Here is a 16,908-nt window from a genome sequence, read left to right on the forward strand (position 1 = left end):
CCAGCCAAAGAATTGGCAACCGTTCCGAGCCCGGAAATTTCTCTAAACGGTAAACCCAACTTTCAACTTCGTCACCTGAACGATTACCAGAGAGATGAACGCACAGCAGCCAGCCTGACGGCATCGAGCGCCATATTCGTGAGTAATCCGGAGGCAATGTCTGCCCCATCCCTGGCTCTGAAAACGTAAGGCACTGCGCTGTCAAACAGGTCGTCGTCTGATGAACTGGACGAAGAACTATCATCAGAATCGGACTGAACAGCCGCCCTCCCTGGCTGAGACTGAACAGGGTTGCAAGAGCCATAACTATTTCCTGTGTCTGATGAAGACACTGTCAATAGTCGCTCCTGAGACGGTTGCAGCGCATTGGAAAAGGTGTCCATCCTGATAGAGTTGGTGATCTCTCGCTCCCGAATATCAGTGCCCCTGAAGTTATTGCCAGCAACACAAAGGCTGCTAATACCAGCGCCAACAATAGCGCCAACAGGACCGCCGAGGTAGGCACCAACGGGCTTGAAACCGGCTACACAATAAAAACCCAGAGCTGAGACAGCACCACTCATCACGGTAGCGCCGCCAACCGGTAAAACCCATTTTGAAACAACGCCATCCGGACACTTAAAAGTAGAATCCGATGCTCTGTCAGCCGACGGTTGTGGCTGTCTTGTCACCGGTGGTAACGCAGAATTTGCTCCATTCATATTTCATTTCTCCTCAGAAAATAAATTATTTACACCCCGGGATTTTCCATTGCATTAATGCTGACTGTACCCGGTGGATTAAATTCTAAGACCGAATCATGCTGCAAAAGTTCCTCCGGAGTTGCGCCGGGAGTAGCGCTTCTACGGATAGATCTTTAAGTCAACAGATAAGGAAGGAGCACCCGCATTTGGCTGATAACGAACAGCAGCTCCTATCCGGGGACAGCCAGCAGCAGTTGGCTGGGACCGAACAGGACCGGTACTGCCAGAACTATTGCCTGCGGCCAATGAAGTCAATGCCGATGGTAGCCCCTGACACTGTTGCTGCTCACCGGTGAGGGTGTTCGTCATCGTAGATCCTGTGATTGCTCGTTCCTTAAGCCCGGTGCGGCAGGGGCATTTGTAGGCAGCATAAGTACCACAAGCGGCTCCAACAACAGTGCAAGTAGACAAACAGCAGACAGTAGATGTAAGAAAAGCAGTGCTACCTTGGGCAACTACGGGGTTGCAGTAGTAGAAAGCAGCACCACACACAGTACCGACAATGGCACCGATAAAGGAACCGCCGCCAACCCCTACAACATAATTTGAAGCAACGTCATCCGGACACTTACTGTTATTATCCGGTGCTTTCTGAACCGTCAGTTGCGGCTGTATTATCACCGGTGGGAACTTAGAATCTGATACATTCATATTACTTCTCTCCTTAGAAAATAAGTTTTTTACACCTCAGGATTTTCCATTGCACTAATGCTGGCTGTAACCGTTGGCATTAAACATTTAGACCGAATTATGCCGCACAAGTTCCTCCAGAATTGCCACAATTCAGGCTAAAGGCTCTTGGAACGGCAAATGAGGATGTTATTAAGAAGCCTTCGCAAGATGGGTAAAACCCATTAATGGTGAAGTAATGAATTGGCTGCGCTGGAAAAACTTCGAGGTCTTAAAGGGCAAACTTGAACTTTAATGTCTGTTGCCTGTCCAAGGATTTAGGTTAACGTGAACTTTAATGTCCGTTGCCTGTCCAAGGATTAAGGTTAACGTGAACTTTAATGTCCGTTGCCTGTCCAAGGATTAAGGTTAACGTGAACTTTAATGTCCGTTGCCTTTTCTTAACTTTTAATTCCCATGGAGGAAATATTATGACTTATGGAGTAACCACAACAACCAGCCCTGCAACTAGTGCAGTATCTCAATCGTCGCAGAATAGCGCACCAGAGTCCAAGGCCAAAACGGGCACTGTACAGTCTGTTCCTCATGCAGTCTTTAGCAATGCTGGATTCGTGCATGATGTTGACACTGTATCGTTAATTCCACGTGCAGAACATTCGAAAACAGTCACAAGCCTGTCAGACCGAAAGGCTGAAGCTTTTTTGCTGAATCTTCAAAGCAATAAAACCAAAGTCGATAAGGATGGAAACACTGCCGTGGCGCAATGCTACCAGCGGATGGTCAATGAAGCGATGACTGAAAATCAAAAATTGGTTGGGCCATTTCATGAGCTTATGCTAAACGTTCATGGCATATACACTTACAGCGATTCCGAAATCTCTAAGGATGACGAGGCTATTGCACAAGCTGTTTGGAATGCAGCGAAGGAGCTTGATAGAGAGGTTAAGTCGAAGCTTGAGCGTCTGAAAGACAAATAGGCATTTTAGTGGTAAACCACCGTCTCTGACGGTGCGACTCAAAAGAACTCTGACGAAACCATCGTACAGGGTGCAGATATGGCCTCCTCTGAACCACAAGTTCTTTGAAGGAGGCCGTTATCGAGACTGGCAAAGCAAATCCGGATTGATTCAGCGAGTAATATTCTGACTGACATCTCAATGCACTCACCTGCGCTTTCACCAGGCAACCTGCCTCCTGGTTTCGCCTTACACTGCTTTAAGATTGGTTCTTAAAAAACTCGCACCGAAATTCCTCGGTCTCATCGACAACGCGAAATATGAACTTTTATACCCCTTTGCCTGTCCCTGTCTAAGTATTTTAGGTGGACAAGAATTTTAATGTCCATTGCCCATTCTTAACTATTCATGGAGGATGCATCATGACTTACGGAGTAACCACAACAACCAGTCCTGCAGCTAGTACGGTATTTCAACCGTCGCAGAATAGCGCACCAGAGTCCAAGACCAAAACGGACACTGTTGTAACCTCTATTCAACGTGCAGATCATTCGGAAACGGGCAAAAGCCTCAAAGCAGACCGGGCAGCCTCTCTCTTCGAGGCTGACACTATGCTGCAGGAGATATGCTTAACAATGGAAGTCAGTCAGGATGATGCAACTCTGGTGCAAAGTCTTATTGATCCAGGTAGTCATGTGGAAAATGATGTCGTGACTAATGCTCATTCGCGCTCTACGCAAAGCAATAGGCCGATCGGGCTATAGCCCGAGTTTACCAACAGGCAGACATAGACAAGGAGCTTACAAGAATGGTTGGGCTCGCTACTAAGGCTACTCAAAGAACCAAACCCTGGTAAACCCGCCTCTGGCGATGCGACTCGAAAGAACTCTGGCGAAACCATCGTGCAGGGTAAAAAATGGCCTCCCCTGAACCACAAGTTCTCTAAGGAGGCCATATTCGAGACTGGCAAAGCCAACCCCGGATTGATTCAGCCAGAGATATTGGATTGCATCAGACATCTCAGTGCACTCACCTGTGCTCTTACCAGGTAGCCTGCCTCCGGGTTTCCTCTGACACTGCTTTAAAATTGGTTCTTGACGGGCCTCGGGATTCTCCAGTCTCATCGACAACGTGAAATATGAACTTTTATGTCCGTTGCCGGTTCTAAATTATTAATTTTCATGGAGGATAGATTATGACTTATGGAGAAAGCCAAACAACCAGCACTGCAGCTGCTACGGTATTTCAACCGCCGCAGGGTGGCGCACAGGACTCCGATACCAAAATGGTTGCAGTGCCTTCTATTCCACGTGTTGGTCAACTTTCGCAAGCAGGTACAAGTCTTGCGGCCCGAAAAGCAATTTTAAGCGAGGCTGAAACTGGAGTGTACTCTTCGGCATGCACTGAAGAGGCCATTGCCTCTGGCGAGAGCCTCAGCGAAGCCTGTTTCGCAAGAACAACGGACAGTGACAGAAGCCTGCCCGCTGCCTTTTCTTATTTATCGTTAGCCAGAGCCGTCCCATCACGGGAGGATTTTCTCCCCCCTGAAGGCACATTCGATCAGGTCGACAGCGGTTTTCAGTGGCTCAGGGATCAAAACGCCCGACTGCAAGCAGTTTTTGACTCCGGTGGCGGACTGGATTGTCTTGCAGACCCGGAAAAACTGGGCATGACACCGGAAGGATTAAAATTACTGGCAGAGACCATTAACAACGTGAATCGGCTGCTTCATGGGGCTGATGCAATGTTTTATGGGTACAAATTATTCTTGTTGTCGGCTGGAAACAACGGTTCAGACGTGGTCAATTCATTGCTGGCAGAATTACCACAATTGGTCAGTCGGTTCGCGACACTGAAACAGACCATCGAATCAGGGTTAGAGAGTGTCAGTCAACCTCTGCATGACGGTGGAGAAGAGCGGGTGTCGTTTCGTGACTGGGTGGACGCTTATCATCAGCTTCACTTCTGTCTTCAATCACTCAACTCCATGGAGTCTGAGCAGGTTCAGAGTGTCCGTGAACTGATTTTTGTCTTGCAACTGTGCTCCATAAAGATAAAGGTATTGTAACCGTTTACCCTGCACTCGGGTCAGAGCGGTGATTCTTTGGCTGTTCTGTAATTGTGTTGGCTGTCCTGTAATTGTGAGTAATTGTCGAATTGTCGATTGGCCAGCAGTTCACGCTGTTGGGTCAACCATTGGGTGTAATCGGTTTTGTATAAACTACTCATAAAGGCTTACTCCGTTCAGTGGATACCAGTCTTCAGATATCATTTGGTCAAAAGACCAAGGGCAGGTGTCGGGAAAGCTGCTGTTATCCAGTTTTGGGCATTTTGGCGGCATGTGACGATTCATTTCCCGAATGGCTCCTTTTTTCCCGGCAGGATAAGACTCACTTAAAACATCTGCCACCCGTTGTTTCAGGCTATGATTTTTTATGATTAATCGACTAATCGCATCCCTGGCGTTATCGATAGTATCCATCCAACCTTTAATGACTCTTTCAGAGGCTACCGAATCCCTCAGAACGGATGTTTGATAATCCATTTTAAGTAAATGAAGTATGAGATTAATCAGATAGTTCTCTAACTGTCGAACATCTTGCTTAATACCCAACTCCAAATCCTCCAACAGATTCTCAAGGTCTAATTGTTCAAAGTTATGATTTCTCAGCAGAGTGACTTGCTGAGTCAGCCATTGATGATAATCAGTGTGATATAAGCTATTCATCTTTTTACCTTAACTGGATACCTTTAAAAAAATACCTCCGTTGCCCTACCACTGTAGGCAAATAACAAAAGGGAATCAAAATGAATTACCAAAGCACAGATGCCTTTGCCGGGGGCTCTGCCCGTGGTTTTGGGCTGGTCAATTCGGCCATTGATGCCAAAGAGAACCGTCAGTATCGCAAACAAATGATGGGGATGCAGAAAGATTTGCATGACCGCAGGATTCGGAAAGAGGACATGATTCTTTGGCTGTCCTGTAATTGTGTGATAAAAGGAGGTGATTCTTTGGCTGTCCTGTAATTGCCGTAATTGTTCCGGAATTCTTTGGTCTCATCGACAACGCAAAACAGGAACTTTTAAGTCCGTTGCCTGTCCAAATACATAGGAGGACGAGAACTTTAATGTCCGTTGCCTAATCAAACTTTTAAATTATCAAGGAGGATATATTATGAATTACGGAGCAAGCCCAACAGGCAGCACTGTGACAGGTACGCTATTTCAACCGCCGCAGAGTGGCACAAAGGAGTTCGATACCAAAACGGTTGCAGTAACGTCTATCCCAAGCGCTGGTAGATCTTCGGAAAAAGATACAAGCCTGTCAGCCCGAAAAGCAATTTTAAGTGAAGCTGAAACTGTGATGCCGGTTTTGTCAGACAAAAAGCCAAATGCCGACGAGACGAGTGTGAGGGGAATGACGATGGCAAACATGCCTCACGATGAACAAAGGCTCGCTTTAGAAGGGATTCGGAGACAGTATGAGATACAGCAGCTTCAGAGAGAACAGCTTCAGAGACAGTCAGAGGATCGACAGCTTCAGAGACATATTGATAGACAACGGCTTCAGAGACAGGCTATGAATATGGCCGATACAGAGGATTACTATTACTAACGCTGTTCAGGCTCTGACGATGCGACTCGATAGAGCCCTGTCGAAATTATCGTACAGGGTAGAAAAATAGTCTCCCCTGAACCACAAGTTCTTTAAGGAGGCTATTTTCGAGACTGGCAAAGCCAGACCCGGGTTGATTCAGCCAGTGATATTCTGACGGCATCAAACATCTATACGACATCAGACGACTTGGCTCAGGGTCTCGCCTGACACTTCTATCCATGCCGGGCGTACCAAAAACATAAGCACAGGGAACTCAATGGATAGACATTGGTCCAATAACGTAAGTTATTTGAAAAACAGAGAGAAGAGTAAGAGATATGAACGGAATCAAACCGCCCAGCAGCCCAGATAGCCAGTCAGCACTTTATCAAAAGCCGAGCAACAATTGCCCTGTTTGTCTCGATACTTTTGCCGGAAGGGAAGTCATGGTTCTCAAACAATGCAAACATATGTTTCACAAAGACTGCCTGGAACCCTGGCTATCGAAAAATTCAACCTGTCCATCTTGCAGAACCTTTTTAGTGTCCAGGGAAGTAGAACTATTGCGAGCCTTAAGACCCAGTGATCAATCCCGAGCCCTAGCCTTGGCCATGTTATCGAGACGTTCTGCTTCGACCCGTGAGAATGGAAACTCCTCTACAGACAGGCAGAGTTTGGACCGGCAGGCTGAAGCCTTAGCATCGAGCTATATGGCTATGCGGGGTGAGACAGACAGGCAGCAGCCAACGAGTTCAGATTTAAGTAATATAATGCTCTGATTCAGTTGCCTTTGCAGGCACTTTAACATCATTACCTGCTGCCAGAGCAAGCGTTCTGCCCAGTGAGTTGGTCAGTTTCGTCACAACCGATTCAAAGAAGCCAGCGAGGGATTCCCATTAGAATGCACGTCTGTGGCCGGATGATTTGTTGTAAAAAAACAAGAACATCGTCCCAATAACAGGATTCAAGCTCAGTGATCTTTTGGTCCGTTCAGATGTTTGATTCGACTGACCGTCATAAACCGATCAGAAAAACAAACATGATTTGACCACTAAATATCTGACCTGTAGTATCCTCTGCCCTCTCGCCTGAAATTGTTTAATGCCGAGGTAGTCTCGGCGCCTTCACTTAAACAACTTCACCTGAAGAGCTTCAGTCAATCAACCTGACTTTGGGAGCCACTCGTCTTTATGTCTGATCTTTCAGAATCACGTCACAGTCTTAACTTGCCCGTCTTTGTCGGTGCAGCCAGTATCATTCTTCTGATAGTAGTCTCTACGGCTCTGTTTCCGAAGCAGGCCGAGCTTTATTCCACCTTCTTGCAAACGGCCATAATGACCAACGCCAGCTGGTTTTATGTGACGGCAGTCGCCATTATCCTTATCGGCGTCGCTATTGTCGGCCTCTCCCGTTATGGCGATATTAAGTTAGGCCCTGACCATTCCGAGCCGGACTTCAGCTTCGGCTCCTGGTTTGCCATGCTGTTTTCAGCCGGTATGGGGATTGGCCTGATGTTCTTTGGCGTGGCGGAACCCGTTATGCACTTTCTCACTCCCCCTGTGGGCGATCCTGCATCCATCGAGTCCGCCCGGGAGTCCATGAGAATTACCTTTTTTCACTGGGGGTTTCATGCCTGGGCCATCTACGCCATTGTGGCTCTGATTCTGGCGTTCTTTGGCTATCGTCATAATCTGCCGTTAACCCTCCGTTCAGCGCTTTTCCCGATTGTGGGTGATCGTATTCACGGTGTTATTGGTCATATTATTGATATCTTTGCCATTCTGGGTACGACCTTTGGTGTGGCTACAGCTTTGGGTTACGGCGTGCTTCAGGTCAACTCGGGCCTGAATTACCTGTTTGATGTTGATGTAAGCACCCATGTTCAGGTGGTTTTGATCGTAGTGATTACCGCTCTGGCCACGCTCTCTGTTGCTTCAGGGCTTGATAAGGGAATTCGTCGTTTATCCGAGATCAATCTGCTGCTGGCACTGTTGCTGATGGCCATGGTCATTATTCTCGGGCCTACTATCCTGCTGTTGCAGATACTGGTGCAGAATATTGGCAGTTATCTGTCCGATATCGTCGACAAAACATTTAATCTCTATGCCTATGAACCGACCGACTGGATGGGTGGCTGGACTCTGTTTTACTGGGCATGGTGGTTGTCCTGGTCGCCTTTTGTCGGCATGTTTATTGCCCGTATCTCCAGAGGCAGAACCATTCGCGAGTTTATCTGTGGTGTGCTGTTTGTACCGGCCTGTCTGACCTTTATCTGGATGACCGTATTCGGAAACACTTCCATTGATCTGATTATGAATCATGGTGCGGAAGATCTCGCTGACATTGTTCAGGTCGATGTTTCACTGGCGCTCTTCAAGTTTCTGGAGTATTTCCCGGCCACTGAGTTCCTGTCAGGAATCGCCATTATCATGGTCGTGGTGTTCTTTGTAACCTCTTCCGATTCCAGTGCCATGGTGATTGATATGCTGGCTTCTAAGGGTGAAGGGAAAACGCCGGTCTGGCAGCGGGTATTCTGGTCTACCCTGATTGGTCTGGTTGCCCTGGTACTGATGCTTGCAGGAGGTCTCAAGGCGCTTCAGACAGCCACTATTGCAACGGCTTTGCCATTCTCTGTGGTGTTGCTGGTTTCCGGTTATGGGTTGTTAAAAGCGCTGGCACTGGATGCTGCCAAGAAAGAAAGTCTGACCCAAACCACCCTGGCTCCGAGCCATGCCAATGTTTCAATTCCATGGCAGAGTCGATTGCAGAATATTACCCACTTCCCGGCGCGCAAAAGTGTCAGGGTCTTCATGAGAAGTGTCGTGTTACCGGCAATGAAGTCCCTGTCCAGAGAGCTGGAAGAGCAGGGAGTGGAAACCGGAATTGATTTTGATCGCAACAAAAGTATTGCCTCTCTCAATGTTTTTCATGGTGAGGAACAGGACTTTCTCTACAGGGTCAGCCCTCGTTCCTATGTTCAACCCAGTTTTGTCATTGATGACGAAGAAGAGAGCAAGTATTACCGGGCAGAAGTCTTCCTGAGGGAGGGTGGTCAGGATTACGACATTATGGGCTGGACCCGGGAACAGGTCATTGGCGATATTATTGATCAGTACGAGAAACATATGCACTTCCTGCATATGGTTCGCTGAATCAACGGCGCTCTGCTGGAAAGTTGTCGTTTTGCAGGCTTTCGGGCTTAAGGTTTATCGGGTTTTGCGACAGCCTCTTTAGAGGTTGTCGCAAAACTCTGGTTCCCATGCTCTTAGGCCCTGTGGGTCCCAGCGTGGGAACGAGCGACACCCTCTAGCACTTAGCCTTTTGCATCTCTTCTTGGTTGTTGTACCGGTTATTATCGTTTTACCTCGTATCGTACCGCCGCGATAGTCAAACCCGACTATACTCAGCCCACCCAAACAATAACCTACGGTAAAAATAATGCTTCACCAACCTTTGTATACCGCTTTGCTGGAAGCCGGTGTATCCGATGAAACCGCCAAAGCAGGAGCGCAAATAGAATGGCACGTTACAGAGAGCCGACTGGACAGAATAGAAAAAAATCTGTCAATCGTCGGCAGCGACACTGCCGCACTGAAAGACGGGCAGAAAAAACTGGACTCCAGAATGGACAAGCTGGAAACCAAAGTAGACAAGCTGGAAACCAAAGTAGACAAGTTGGAAACCAAAGTAGACAGGCTGGAAGACGGGCAGAAAAAACTGGACTCCAGAATGGACAAACTGGAATGCAGTCAGGAAATACTGGTCAGTGACCATAAAAAAATAGTAACCAAGCTGGAGGAACACGACGTAAAACTGGAACTAATACTCGACTGCGTAAAAAACATCATGGACAACACTTAACAGAGCAATGGATGGAACTAATTATTGGATTAACAGTCAAATGTTAATGTGATTCGTCTTTATTCAGTCAGATTGGTACTGCAAGGACAGGAATGAGAAAATCAGCTTCAGGGTTTTTCTTTGTATTAAAGATCTGAATGCTGATTTTCCAGAACTTATGGTATTTGGTTGTCCTGTAATGGTTCCAACATACGCCCGCAATGGAGTTAGGCAAAATGGATTTTTATCAGTTAAAAGGTTTGACTCAACAGCTGCATGAATTGAAGGTGGTGCAACCCAATGGCTTTTCAACAGAAGCAGAAGATGGCTCCACCCAGTTCCTCGGCAGGCAGGTAAAGCGACAGGATGGCACCACCGCACAGACTGAGAAAACTGCTCAAAAAAGACCGGCAAATGCAACAGACGACCCTTTACTGCCCGGTAAACTTCGTAAAATAATGCCAGAAACTGAACTTTTACCTATGAAAAATGAGCAGTTAATGTCAGAGGGATTATTCATTACTGCTGGAAGTATACCGCTATCTGAACGGCAGGTTAATCTTGAGACACAACCCTTTGATTCAAGAGCTGAAGCTATACAGATGGCCGCCAGGAATCTGGTGAGTCAATTTCAACTTGAGGCAATAGAAAAGTCACCAACCAATGAAGTGCAATGTGCCGTTTTCCTTGAGTGCCTGAAACTTGATGTAGATAATACGCTGATAAGGCTAAACACAACAACATCTTTAAATGGGGCTCAAAAGCTCCTGATTTTGTTAGCAGCTGAAGAAGAGCAGAAACAACAGAATAAATGTCCACTTCCTGAGGGCTACTGGATACTTGCGAGGATTCCGTTATCCATCGGTTTTGAGAAGGCAAAGAACCTGTTTCAGCGCCTACCTGATACGCCTTCTCTGCCAGAGGTGGACAATGTCATTAATGAGCAGTTGACAGCATTAAGAACTGATAAAATGCTCAGGGACAGGCTTTTGGAGGTCAGACAACCCCTTAAATCGGAAAACAACGAACTTTCCAGACAGCTGTTGTGTGAAGTTGACAATATTGAAAAAAAATTTATCCCAAAAGTTGGATGGAACGGCCGTTTATCAGACGCTGAGGATTATAGAAATTTCAAGGTCTATACAAGAAGATTGTTGTATCTCTATGCATCCTGTTCCGGTTTTTCACAGCAGGCTGATATTGCTGAGTTAACGTCGTACATTAGATCCGTTCTTTACATCATCGAGCCAAATAACCGTATACCAGATAACATCTGGCATATTGCTAAAGAGCTGGCCTATTTGTCGAAACAACCCGGCTCCATCGATTATTGCCACTATATTAGTACCCTGGCCCATTGTTTGAAAACACCGGCACCTGTCGCCTTACAGTTTAAAAATCTCAAACAGCTCAGTGATATCAAAGGGTTCGCTTTACTTGAAAGCAAACCGCTGGACAAGTATCTAACCGTACTCAGAGCAAACATTGATAAGATAGCCCCGGAATATTCGCGGGTATTGCTCGATGCAGTTGACGTTCTGGAAAAAGAATGCGCCGGTATATCACTACCTGAAGGCAAGTCTGATATCAAAGCGAAAGTGCATCGACTTTTAATGATTATTGCCGCCTGCAAATCATCCAAAGAAATAATGGATACTTCAGTATTGGTTCATTTTGTCACGGCCATCATGAAACATGGCAATAAAAAAAATATACCTTATCTAATCGCTGGGCTGGCCCGTCTGGTTCAGAGTACCCCGAAAATACAGAAAATACTGGGTGCCCCCGGAATCAGTGGCGGACCGCATTTGCGAATGGCGCCGCTGCAATGGCTGGCATTTGTACCCGATAGACTCTCAGAAGATGACATCGAGGAACTCTGTCAATCTTTGCAAGCTCCCAGCGCCAGCAAGAGCAGGCGACGGATGAAAGATGGCAAGATTTTCCACCAATGGCTGTCTACCCTTGAGCAGATGTTGGCCAGCGAGGTTATGAATAAGGCCATGGTAATGCCGATCCTGAAAAAGCTTACCCAAAGTCTGACTTATGAAAAACTGGGCTGGCTTTATATGTTATTCAACATGGGATACAGGTTTACTGCATTTCTGGACAGAATGGGCTTGAGCTGTCAGAAGGAAGGATTACCATTGATGATCGCTGAAAAAGGGGCTGACGCTTTGGTGGGAGTGAATAAAAAGTTCTCAAAATGGCTAATGAAACAACGACATCACCATCTCCTGCCTTTTTACATGGCATCAATGATAGAACAGGGGAATGCAGAAGTTGTAGACCTTACCCATCAGTTTATAGAGACCAGTGTTAACAACACTTTTGTTCAGAGCAGGCAGTCACCGCTGCACAATCCACACCTGCAAGCCATTTACAAGAAATATCCCCGATTGGAAGCAGGTTGGGGAGCGAACTTCAGTGGTTTCAGCGAGGAAACCCGAAACAAGCTCTTGTCCCAGGGGGAAACCCTGAAGCTGACAGAGGACCCCTGGGATCTTTTTATCAGTGGGCTTGAAGTTAAAAGCTGTCTATCACCTGACGCCCGGAGTTTTAAAATTGGACTGATGAGTTATGTGATGGATGGACGCAATGCCATGATTGTCATAAAGAACCAAAAAGGAAATATCCTCAGCAGAAGTGTGATTCGCATGGTGCTGGATCAGGATGATTGCCCTGTGTTATTGCTTGAAAAAGGCTATCCCGATAAGCGTAATTTATTGTTCATTGATGCCGCACGGGACATTGCTGACGAGATGGGCCTGCCCCTTTACCACTACCTGGATGCTAAAAGAGGTACAAAAGGTATGATAAAACTTCTGGAAGGGAGAGCACCTCTCGATTATTTTGACGCTTTTCCTTTATTAAAGGAGAGACAGAAACTTACGATTACCGACGTACAACGTGATGTAAGGTAGTCATAACGGATGCTTGCAGGCTCCTCAGGTTCTCCTGTTTCACAGCGAGGTATTTTCATAATCTCCTGATTTTTCTGGCTTCGGGGAGTGCGCCAATACTTAAACTGAGCACAGCCTGATAATGGATGGAACTAATTATTAGCTAAAATGTCTGAATTATTATGAGTCTCGACTCAATCGTCTTATATCTCCGCCTGCCCGGCTCGATTGGGCAATGCTTCCAAAGTCTGACTTACGAAAAATTATTTTTTGCACAGCATGGGCTTCAGCTGTCAGAAGGAAGGATTACCATTGTTGATCGCCGAAAAAGGGGGGGAGTGTTCTGGAGGGAGAAAATAAAGCGCTCTCACTTTGACTCGATCAAAGGAGAGACAGGCAGTGACGTTTACCAATGTAAAACGTGATGTAAGGTAGCCAGATGCTTGTCCAGTGAATAAGTACTCAACCATACGAAATCATATTTTCTGACTTATTGTTCAGGCACTCGCGGCAACTGCTCCTGCGTTGCTCTAGCTCCTGCATCCATGCAGTCGTGATGCGTTGCAACTCTGGTCACATAGCTTGCTATGTTCCCGTTGTTGCGCCTTGCAGAGCAGCTGCCTAATAAGCCAGAAATATTCGATTCCGTATGGCTGAGTACTTATGCCTACCTTACCGCTGAGGTAAAATGAATTTTTATCGTTTAAATGGTCTGACACTACAGCAGCTGCATGCATTAATCATGGAGTCATCCATTGGCTTTTCAGCAGAAGGTGACTCCGTTCAGTATCTTGGCTGGCAGGTACAGCTGCATGATGGCATTACCTTACTGTCTGAACAAACCCTCAATACCGATGGCAGTAAACAGCTGTTTGAACGGCTGGTTAATCTTCACCCTGATCTTGTCAATCAATTACCCGGTTCAAAAGTAGAAGCTATAAAAAGAGCTGCCAGCAATCTGGTGGAAAAATTTCATGATGGGGCAATAGAAAAGTCTCCAACCAAAGAGGTGCAACGGGCTGTTATTAATAAGTGCATGAGATTGGATGCTTCGAAGACAGTAAAAAAGTTATTCGAAAAAAAATTTTTAAGCGCGGCTGAAAAACTCCGGATTATGTTGGCTGCTGAAGAAAAGTTTGAATTGCCAGTGGAAATGGTCGCCCGGTACCTTGAGAGAATTCCTTTGTCCATCCGATTAGAAGAGGCAAAGAACCTGTTTCAAGGTCTTCCTGATAAGCCTTCTCTGGCAAGGGAGGACAATGAAATCAATGAAAAGCTGACAGCACTAAACCCTGTAGAGGATGACAAACTGGTCAAGGACGGACTTCTGCAGATAAGGCAAATCCTTGAATCGGAAAATAACGAACTTTCCAGACAGTTGCTGAGTGAAGTTGACAATATTGAAAAAGAATTTCTTCCAAGAGTTGATGCGGATGGCTATTTACCAAGCATTTTTGTTGATGATGATTTCAAATTCTACACAAGAAGATTGTTGTATCTGTATGCAGCCTGCTCCGGTTTTTCAAAAGAGGCTGATATTACTGAGTTAACGTCGTACATTAGATCGGTTTTGTATACCGCTGATTCAAATAGCATCTGGCATATTGCTAAAGAGCTGGCCTATTTGTCGAAACAACCTGATTCCATTGATTATCACCACTATATTGATACTGTGGCAAATATCTTGAAAGCACCTGCTCCTGTTGCCTTACAGTTTGAAGAACTCAAACAACTCAGTGATATCAATGGGTTTGTTCTACTTGAAGGCAAACCGCTGGCCAGTTATCTGAGGGTACTCAGAACAAATATTGATAAAACGACCCCGGACTATTCACAGGTATTGCTCCGTGCAGTTGACGATCTGGAAAGCAGATTGGCTGCTCTATCATTGCCTGAAGGCAAACCCGATATCAAAGCGAAAGTGCATCGACTTTTAATGATCATTGCCGCCTGCAAATCATCCAAAGAAATAATGGCTGCTTCAGTATTGGATCATTTTGTCAGGGCCATTATGAAACATGGCAATAAAAAAAATATTCCCTATCTCATCGGTGGGTTGGCGCGTCTGGTTCAGAGTACCCCGAAAATACAGCAAATACTGGGTGAGCCCGGAATCAAAGGTGGCGATCATTTGCGCATGGCCCCGCTGCAATGGCTGGCATTTGTGCCCGATATCCTCTCAGAAGATGACATTGAGGAACTCTGTGAATCTTTGCAGGCTCCCAGCGCCAGCAGGAGCAGGCGACAGATGAAAGATGGCAAGGTTTTCCATCAGTGGCTGGTTACTCTGGAACGGGTATTGGCCAGCAATGATATGAATAAGGCAATGGTAATACAGACCCTGAAAAAACTCACCCAAAGCCTGACGTATGAAAAACTGGGTTTGCTCTACATGATATTCAACATGGGAGACAGGTTTAATCAATTTCTGGACAGCATGGGCTTAAGCTGTCAGAAAGAAGGATTGCCATTGTTGATCGCCGAAAAAGGGGCTGACGCTTTAGTGGGAAAAAGTAAGGAGGTCTCACAATGGCTATGGAAACAACGACATTATCATCTCCTGCCTTTTTACATGGCAGCAATGGAAGAATATGGAAATAGAGAAGTTACAGATCTTATCCATCAGTTTATAGAGGCCAGTGCTAGCAATACTTTTACTGTGAGCAGGCAGTCACCGCTGAACAATCCACACTTGCAGGCCGTTTACCGGAAATACCCACAATTTAAAGCAGGTTGGGGCGCGAACTTCAGTGACTTCAGTGTGGAAACCCGAAACAAGCTGCTGTCCCCGGGAGAAACCCTGAGGCTGACGGAAGACCCCTGGGATCTTTTTATCAGTGGGCTTGAAGTTCGCACTTGCCTGACACCGGACGGCGCTCAGGATTACAGCAGAGGACTAATGAGCTACGTGATGGATGGACGCAATGCCATGATTGTCAGAAAGAGCGCCAAAGGAGATATCCTCAGCAGAAGCGTTATTCGCCTGGTGTTTGATCGGGATGATCGCCCTGCGTTATTTCTTGAGAAGGCCTACCCCGATAAGAGTGATTTATTATTCATTGATGCCGCACGGGACATTGCCGACGAGATGGAGCTACCGCTTTATCACCGCGCGGATCCTAAAAAAGGTGAAACAGGTGAAGAAGTGAAACTTCTGGAAGGAAGGGCACCTTTTGATTATTTTGACGCATTCATGGTATCGAAGGAGAGACAGGAAGTTACGATTACCAATGTACAATATGATGTAAGGTAGCCATAACGGATGCCTGTCCAAAAATGGTTGCTTACAGTACTTATGCAAAGTATGTCGACTTATAAAAGTTATCGTTATTAATCAATTCGCATAATTCAGCCAGATGGGGACCATAAGCTGAACCTTTTGTTTTTTTGCACTCAAAATACCTTTGTATTGCAAGAGTTACATCTTCATCATATTGGGAAGAAAATTTTTCAGCAATTTCAGAGCAATCATGATCATCACAAGTGAATAAATGATAAATTTCTTTTCTTATTTTGGCCAGGTTCTCATTTTCGAAAAACACTCCGCCCCATACGCCGATCATTATGTTAATTATCTGATGATAAACAGGGATTTCCCAACTAATCATATGGCTTTTAGAGGATAGAAACTCATCAACTTTTTGCTCAAAGTATACTGTTGATAAATTATTCCTTATTAGATTTGCTGCAGTCCCTGCTTCAACCGGAGTAAGTGTTTCCAGACTTTTATACCAGGTTTTATAGGCTTTTTTGGTAACCAGTGCCAAGTCTTTAACTTTTGCTCTTTGAGAGATTTCGGGTGACTCATTCAATGAACTTTGGATAGAGTCAAACAATTCGGGCATTTTTTGAGTTGAAAATCGGTAATATAATTTATTCAGCTCCTCATTAGCATACAAAGCATTGCACGATAATATGGTCCATGCACATAACATTTGAGTCAGTGTTTTTAACATTTCTGAATACTCCTTAAAGTTGATTGCCTTTAAGGATATGCATGATTTGCCAGTTTTCAACCTAAGGCCAGATTCTCCTGAAAATTTTCTATTGATGCATTATTTTTCGTAAATGTAATCTTAACAATTTTCAAATAATGAGATGTGTCATGGCAAATCTGCAACACAGGTCGCGGCTAAACTAAACCGATAAATTTTGAAAAAAATTCTTTAATCTCTATCTGGGCTTTATTGTGCCCGAGGATATAAAAAGTCAGTAAATTAGCCCTGATAATGGCTGAA

At 45.6% G+C, this 16,908-nt stretch carries 16 protein-coding genes; 10 read left to right on the plus strand and 6 right to left on the minus strand.

Annotated elements, in window-relative coordinates; genetic code table 11:
* Window positions 1–83: 83 nt before the first annotated feature.
* Window positions 84–701 (minus strand): hypothetical protein, encoded by a 618-nt coding sequence (locus ACOMG9_RS01080; RefSeq protein WP_448215428.1) that lies wholly within the window; start codon window positions 699–701, stop codon window positions 84–86.
* Between the two features lie 141 nt (window positions 702–842).
* Window positions 843–1,394, minus strand: a complete 552-nt coding sequence (locus ACOMG9_RS01085) for a hypothetical protein (protein ID WP_448215429.1) — start codon at window positions 1,392–1,394, stop codon at window positions 843–845.
* A 449-nt stretch (window positions 1,395–1,843) separates the two neighbouring features.
* On the opposite strand from ACOMG9_RS01085, the gene ACOMG9_RS01090 reads away from it, so the two are divergent.
* Together ACOMG9_RS01090 and ACOMG9_RS01095 are read left to right on the plus strand one after the other, a co-directional pair.
* A complete protein-coding gene (locus ACOMG9_RS01090; RefSeq protein WP_494529658.1) occupies window positions 1,844–2,350 on the plus strand; it encodes a hypothetical protein in 507 nt (168 codons plus the stop codon).
* A 401-nt stretch (window positions 2,351–2,751) separates the two neighbouring features.
* Complete coding sequence (locus ACOMG9_RS01095) at window positions 2,752–3,093, plus strand: hypothetical protein (protein ID WP_448215431.1); 342 nt, start codon at window positions 2,752–2,754, stop codon at window positions 3,091–3,093.
* A gap of 66 nt (window positions 3,094–3,159) precedes the next feature.
* Here ACOMG9_RS01095 and ACOMG9_RS01100 read toward each other — a convergent pair whose 3' ends face one another.
* Complete coding sequence (locus tag ACOMG9_RS01100) at window positions 3,160–3,348, minus strand: hypothetical protein (protein WP_448215432.1); 189 nt, start codon at window positions 3,346–3,348, stop codon at window positions 3,160–3,162.
* A 176-nt stretch (window positions 3,349–3,524) separates the two neighbouring features.
* On the opposite strand from ACOMG9_RS01100, the gene ACOMG9_RS01105 reads away from it, so the two are divergent.
* Complete coding sequence (locus ACOMG9_RS01105; protein ID WP_494529659.1) at window positions 3,525–4,397, plus strand: hypothetical protein; 873 nt, start codon at window positions 3,525–3,527, stop codon at window positions 4,395–4,397.
* A gap of 20 nt (window positions 4,398–4,417) precedes the next feature.
* Here the strand turns inward: ACOMG9_RS01105 and ACOMG9_RS01110 are convergent, their stop codons facing one another.
* Complete coding sequence (locus ACOMG9_RS01110; protein WP_494529660.1) at window positions 4,418–4,558, minus strand: hypothetical protein; 141 nt, start codon at window positions 4,556–4,558, stop codon at window positions 4,418–4,420.
* Window positions 4,551–5,057: a DUF29 domain-containing protein gene (locus ACOMG9_RS01115; protein WP_448215436.1), complete on the minus strand. Its 507-nt coding sequence runs from the start codon at window positions 5,055–5,057 to the stop codon at window positions 4,551–4,553. The genes ACOMG9_RS01110 and ACOMG9_RS01115 overlap by 8 nt, the downstream gene beginning before the upstream one ends.
* Before the next feature lie 80 nt (window positions 5,058–5,137).
* Here ACOMG9_RS01115 and ACOMG9_RS01120 point away from each other — a divergent pair, with 80 nt between their 5' ends.
* The 7 genes from ACOMG9_RS01120 (at window position 5,138) to ACOMG9_RS01150 (ending at window position 15,923) form a co-directional block, all read left to right on the plus strand.
* Window positions 5,138–5,356 carry a hypothetical protein gene (locus ACOMG9_RS01120; RefSeq protein WP_448215437.1) on the plus strand — a complete coding sequence of 73 codons (219 nt, stop codon included), beginning with the start codon at window positions 5,138–5,140 and terminating at the stop codon, window positions 5,354–5,356.
* A 148-nt stretch (window positions 5,357–5,504) separates the two neighbouring features.
* Complete coding sequence (locus tag ACOMG9_RS01125; protein ID WP_494529661.1) at window positions 5,505–5,945, plus strand: hypothetical protein; 441 nt, start codon at window positions 5,505–5,507, stop codon at window positions 5,943–5,945.
* Between the two features lie 320 nt (window positions 5,946–6,265).
* Window positions 6,266–6,706, plus strand: a complete 441-nt coding sequence (locus ACOMG9_RS01130) for an RING-H2 finger protein (protein WP_494529662.1) — start codon at window positions 6,266–6,268, stop codon at window positions 6,704–6,706.
* Between the two features lie 411 nt (window positions 6,707–7,117).
* Complete coding sequence (locus ACOMG9_RS01135; RefSeq protein WP_448215440.1) at window positions 7,118–9,079, plus strand: BCCT family transporter; 1,962 nt, start codon at window positions 7,118–7,120, stop codon at window positions 9,077–9,079.
* 286 nt (window positions 9,080–9,365) lie between these two features.
* Window positions 9,366–9,788 (plus strand): hypothetical protein, encoded by a 423-nt coding sequence (locus ACOMG9_RS01140; RefSeq protein WP_448215441.1) that lies wholly within the window; start codon window positions 9,366–9,368, stop codon window positions 9,786–9,788.
* A 215-nt stretch (window positions 9,789–10,003) separates the two neighbouring features.
* Window positions 10,004–12,691, plus strand: coding sequence for a hypothetical protein (locus ACOMG9_RS01145; protein ID WP_494529663.1), 2,688 nt, complete (start codon window positions 10,004–10,006; stop codon window positions 12,689–12,691).
* Between the two features lie 667 nt (window positions 12,692–13,358).
* Window positions 13,359–15,923, plus strand: coding sequence for a hypothetical protein (locus ACOMG9_RS01150; protein WP_448215443.1), 2,565 nt, complete (start codon window positions 13,359–13,361; stop codon window positions 15,921–15,923).
* Between the two features lie 40 nt (window positions 15,924–15,963).
* Here the strand turns inward: ACOMG9_RS01150 and ACOMG9_RS01155 are convergent, their stop codons facing one another.
* The gene (locus ACOMG9_RS01155) at window positions 15,964–16,626 is read right to left on the minus strand and encodes a hypothetical protein (RefSeq protein ID WP_448215444.1); all 663 of its coding nucleotides are present in this window, start codon (window positions 16,624–16,626) and stop codon (window positions 15,964–15,966) included.
* Window positions 16,627–16,908: the final 282 nt, after the last annotated feature.

This window comes from Endozoicomonas sp. PH6C (assembly GCF_059322965.1).

What these genes read in the sequence shown, in the direction of transcription:
- ACOMG9_RS01135 (WP_448215440.1), top strand. Translation starts at nt 7,118, where the DNA reads ATGTCTGATCTTTCAGAATCACGTCACAGTCTTAACTTGCCCGTCTTT.
- ACOMG9_RS01095 (WP_448215431.1), top strand. Translation starts at nt 2,752, where the DNA reads ATGACTTACGGAGTAACCACAACAACCAGTCCTGCAGCTAGTACGGTA.
- ACOMG9_RS01100 (WP_448215432.1), bottom strand. Translation starts at nt 3,348, where the DNA reads ATGTCTGATGCAATCCAATATCTCTGGCTGAATCAATCCGGGGTTGGC.
- ACOMG9_RS01080 (WP_448215428.1), bottom strand. Translation starts at nt 701, where the DNA reads ATGAATGGAGCAAATTCTGCGTTACCACCGGTGACAAGACAGCCACAA.
- ACOMG9_RS01120 (WP_448215437.1), top strand. Translation starts at nt 5,138, where the DNA reads ATGAATTACCAAAGCACAGATGCCTTTGCCGGGGGCTCTGCCCGTGGT.
- ACOMG9_RS01155 (WP_448215444.1), bottom strand. Translation starts at nt 16,626, where the DNA reads ATGTTAAAAACACTGACTCAAATGTTATGTGCATGGACCATATTATCG.
- ACOMG9_RS01110 (WP_494529660.1), bottom strand. Translation starts at nt 4,558, where the DNA reads ATGAGTAGTTTATACAAAACCGATTACACCCAATGGTTGACCCAACAG.
- ACOMG9_RS01140 (WP_448215441.1), top strand. Translation starts at nt 9,366, where the DNA reads ATGCTTCACCAACCTTTGTATACCGCTTTGCTGGAAGCCGGTGTATCC.
- ACOMG9_RS01090 (WP_494529658.1), top strand. Translation starts at nt 1,844, where the DNA reads ATGACTTATGGAGTAACCACAACAACCAGCCCTGCAACTAGTGCAGTA.
- ACOMG9_RS01125 (WP_494529661.1), top strand. Translation starts at nt 5,505, where the DNA reads ATGAATTACGGAGCAAGCCCAACAGGCAGCACTGTGACAGGTACGCTA.
- ACOMG9_RS01130 (WP_494529662.1), top strand. Translation starts at nt 6,266, where the DNA reads ATGAACGGAATCAAACCGCCCAGCAGCCCAGATAGCCAGTCAGCACTT.
- ACOMG9_RS01150 (WP_448215443.1), top strand. Translation starts at nt 13,359, where the DNA reads ATGAATTTTTATCGTTTAAATGGTCTGACACTACAGCAGCTGCATGCA.
- ACOMG9_RS01085 (WP_448215429.1), bottom strand. Translation starts at nt 1,394, where the DNA reads ATGAATGTATCAGATTCTAAGTTCCCACCGGTGATAATACAGCCGCAA.
- ACOMG9_RS01145 (WP_494529663.1), top strand. Translation starts at nt 10,004, where the DNA reads ATGGATTTTTATCAGTTAAAAGGTTTGACTCAACAGCTGCATGAATTG.
- ACOMG9_RS01115 (WP_448215436.1), bottom strand. Translation starts at nt 5,057, where the DNA reads ATGAATAGCTTATATCACACTGATTATCATCAATGGCTGACTCAGCAA.
- ACOMG9_RS01105 (WP_494529659.1), top strand. Translation starts at nt 3,525, where the DNA reads ATGACTTATGGAGAAAGCCAAACAACCAGCACTGCAGCTGCTACGGTA.